General features: G+C 44.9%; 1 protein-coding gene. It reads left to right on the forward strand.

Features of this window, described 5'->3' with window-relative positions:
• Nucleotides 1–203: 203 nt before the first annotated feature.
• Nucleotides 204–4,297: hypothetical protein (locus DBR11_RS15695; protein ID WP_199233855.1), on the forward strand; the 4,094-nt coding region annotated here is incomplete at its 3' end.

Genomic DNA, 4,297 nt, shown 5'->3' on the forward strand with positions numbered 1-4,297 from the left:
AAATTATAAGAAGTAGATGGAAATAATGCTGTTATGCTATCTATTGTAATAGCAATAATTTGCTATTACAATAGATAGCATAACATGATGTTGTTATAATTAATGTTTGGCTCTCTTACTTGATTGTAGTGATGTTAATTTAGATGTAAGTGATCAGATTTGATCATCACTATCTAAATACGTTCATCAACTCCAATCCCTATATGAAGATAAAATTACGATCTCTGCTGTCTACAAATAATGGACCGGCTCATCAAAAAAAAACCATTGGTTTATTATTTAAAAACGAATTTGCGCTAAGCGTAGTATGTAGAACCAATAATTTTAATGATTTTTTTTATCACCGCATTAGTAATGCCATGAAAAAAGTTGTCTGGATAGGTTTTATACTTGGATTTCATGTGATAGCCTCAGCTCAACAAAAGGTAAAAGATGGTTCGGTTGCAGGGAGCAACCTGCCAAACAAAGATGCATTATTAGAGCTGGAAAGTACGAATAAAGGTTTGCTTCATACCCGGGTTGCTTTAACCCGCACAACTGATTCGGCACCGCTAAAGGCCCATGTAGCGGGTATGATGGTGTACAACACTGCGACAGTGAACGATGTTCTACCGGGAATTTATTATAATGATGGTACAAAATGGGTATTTGTAAGAAGTTCAAATTCCATAATGGTAGAAAATCAACCTGGAAAAACTGGAAGTCCCGGAATTCCAGGTACTGTTGGTGGACCAGGAGCCGGGGTTATTATTGTAAATAATGACAGTGGAACCTGGGTTTTAAATCCAATAACAAATAGCTGGACAAATATTAAGGGGGCTAATGGGATAAATGGAGTTGATGGAAATTCGGTGACGAGTGGAACAGGTTCTCCAACAGGAGGTAAAAATGGTGATACTTATGTAAATACTACGACTGGCGATATTTATACCAATACAGGCGGAATTTGGGCAATAACAGGTAATATACGTGGTCCACAAGGGATTCAGGGTATTCAAGGTATTGCGGGAAAAAATGGGACAAATGGAACACACGGCACAAATGGGATTGATGGGAAATCCGTAACCAGTGGTACAACTGCTCCAACAGGTACAGGAGCTACTGGTGATACTTACATCAATACCACTACAGGTGAGACCTATGTTTACAATGGTACAACCTGGGTTTCTACCGGCAGTCTTAAAGGACCAAATGGAGATGCAGGTGCAGCTGGCGCTACTGGCCCGCAAGGTACTGCGGGGACTAACGGTACAAATGGAACAAACGGTACCAATGGGGTTGATGGAAAATCGGTAACCAGTGGTACTACTGCTCCGACAGGTACAGGGGCCAATGGTGATACTTATATCAACACGACTACAGGTGAAACCTATGTTTACAATGGCACAACCTGGGTTTCAAATGGCAACATCAAAGGACCGAAAGGAGATGCGGGTGCAACGGGTACAAATGGTACGAACGGCACAAATGGAACAAACGGTACCTCAGTAACCAGTGGTACTACTGTTCCAACAGGAACAGGAACTACTGGTGATACTTATATCAACACGACTACGGGTGAAACTTATGTTTACAATGGTACGACCTGGATTTCTAATGGTAATATTAAAGGTCCACAGGGAGATGCAGGTGCTGCAGGCCCTCAAGGTGCAGTTGGTCCGCAAGGGGTTCAAGGCGTTCAAGGTGCTGCAGGGACAAATGGAACAAACGGCACAAATGGAGTTGATGGTAAATCCGTAACCAGTGGTACTACTGCTCCGACAGGTACAGGAGCTACTGGTGATACTTATATCAACACGACTACAGGCGAAACCTATGTCTACAATGGCACAACCTGGGTTTCAAATGGCAACATTAAAGGCCCACAGGGAGATGTAGGTGCTGCTGGCCCTCAAGGAGCAGTTGGCCCGCAAGGCGTTCAAGGTGCTCCAGGAACAAATGGAACAAACGGTACAAACGGCACGAATGGTACTTCAGTAACCAGTGGTACTACTGCTCCGACAGGTACAGGATCTACTGGTGATACTTACATCAATACAACTACAGGTGAAACTTATGTTTACAATGGTACGACCTGGGTTTCAAATGGCAACATTAAAGGCCCACAAGGTGCAGTTGGTCCGCAAGGTGTTCAAGGTGCTGCGGGAACTAACGGTACAAATGGCACAAATGGCGTTGATGGAAAATCGGTAACCAGCGGTACTACTGCTCCAACAGGAACAGGAACTATTGGTGATACTTATATTAATATCACTACAGGTGAAACCTATGTTTATAATGGCACGACCTGGGTTTCAAATGGCAATATCAAAGGTCCTAAAGGAGATGCGGGTGCAACGGGTACAAATGGTACGAACGGCACAAATGGAACAAACGGTACCTCAGTAACCAGTGGTACTACTGTTCCAACAGGCACAGGATCTACTGGTGATACTTACATCAATACAACTACAGGTGAAACCTATGTTTACAATGGCACAACCTGGGTTTCAAATGGCAACATCAAAGGACCGAAAGGAGATGCAGGCGCAACGGGTGCTGCTGGCACAAACGGTACCAATGGAACAAACGGAACAAATGGAGTTGATGGTAAATCTGTAACCAGCGGTACTACTGCTCCTACAGGAACAGGAACTACTGGTGATACTTATATTAATACAACTACAGGTGAAACCTACGTATATAATGGTACGACCTGGGTTTCAAATGGCAATATCAAAGGTCCTAAAGGAGATGCAGGTGCAACTGGTGCTACTGGCCCTCAAGGAGCAGTTGGTCCACAAGGAGTTCAAGGTGCTGCGGGAACTAATGGTACAAATGGCACGAACGGTACCTCTGTAACCAGTGGTACTACTGCTCCGACAGGTACAGGAGCTACAGGTGATACTTACATCAACACGACTACGGGTGAAACCTATGTTTATAATGGCACGACCTGGGTTTCAAATGGCAACATTAAAGGACCACAGGGAGATGCAGGTGCAGCCGGTGCGACTGGCCCACAAGGTGCAGTTGGTCCTCAAGGTGTTCAGGGTGCTGAGGGAACTAACGGAACAAACGGTACCAATGGAGCTGATGGTAAATCGGTAACCAGTGGTACTACTACACCGACAGGAACAGGAACTACTGGTGATACTTATATCAACACGACTACAGGTGAAACCTATGTTTATAATGGCACGACCTGGGTTTCAAATGGCAACATCAAAGGTCCAGAAGGAGATGCTGGCCCACAAGGTGCAGTTGGTCCTCAAGGTGTTCAGGGTGCTGCGGGAACTAACGGTACAAATGGCACAAATGGCGTTGATGGAAAATCGGTAACCAGCGGTACTACTGCTCCGACAGGTACAGGAACTACTGGTGATACTTACATCAATACCACTACAGGTGAAACCTATGTTTACAATGGTACAACCTGGGTTTCAAATGGCAACATTAAAGGCCCACAAGGTGCAGTTGGTCCGCAAGGGGTTCAAGGTGCTGCGGGAACAAATGGCACAAATGGCGTTGATGGAAAATCGGTAACCAGCGGTACTACTGCTCCGACAGGAACAGGGGCTACCGGTGATACTTATATCAATACCACTACAGGCGAAACCTATGTTTACAATGGCACGACCTGGGTTTCAAATGGCAACATTAAAGGACCACAAGGAGATACTGGTGCTGCAGGAACAAACGGTACAAATGGGGCTGATGGAAAATCGGTAACCAGTGGTACAACTGCTCCGACAGGTACAGGATCTACAGGTGATACTTACATCAATACCACTACAGGTGAGACTTATGTTTACAATGGCACAACCTGGGTTTCTAATGGCAATATCAAAGGATCGAAAGGAGATGCGGGTGCAACGGGTACAAATGGTACGAACGGCACAAATGGAACAAACGGTACCTCAGTAACCAGTGGTACTACTGCTCCGACAGGAACCGGATCAACCGGTGATACTTATATCAATACCACTACAGGTGAAACTTATGTTTACAATGGCACAACCTGGGTTTCAAATGGTAACATCAAAGGACCAAAGGGAGATGCAGGTATAGCTGGTCCACAAGGGGTTCAAGGTGCTGCGGGAACTAACGGTACAAATGGAACAAATGGCGTTGATGGAAAATCGGTAACCAGCGGTACTACTGCTCCGACAGGAACAGGAACTACTGGTGATACTTATATCAACACCACTACGGGTGAAACTTATGTTTACAATGGTACGACCTGGATTTCTAATGGTAATATTAAAGGTCCACAGGGAGATGCAGGTGCTGCAGGCCCTCAAGGTGCAGTTGGTCC

Source organism: Pedobacter sp. HMWF019, from assembly GCF_003061025.1.
Lineage (GTDB): Bacteria > Bacteroidota > Bacteroidia > Sphingobacteriales > Sphingobacteriaceae > Pedobacter.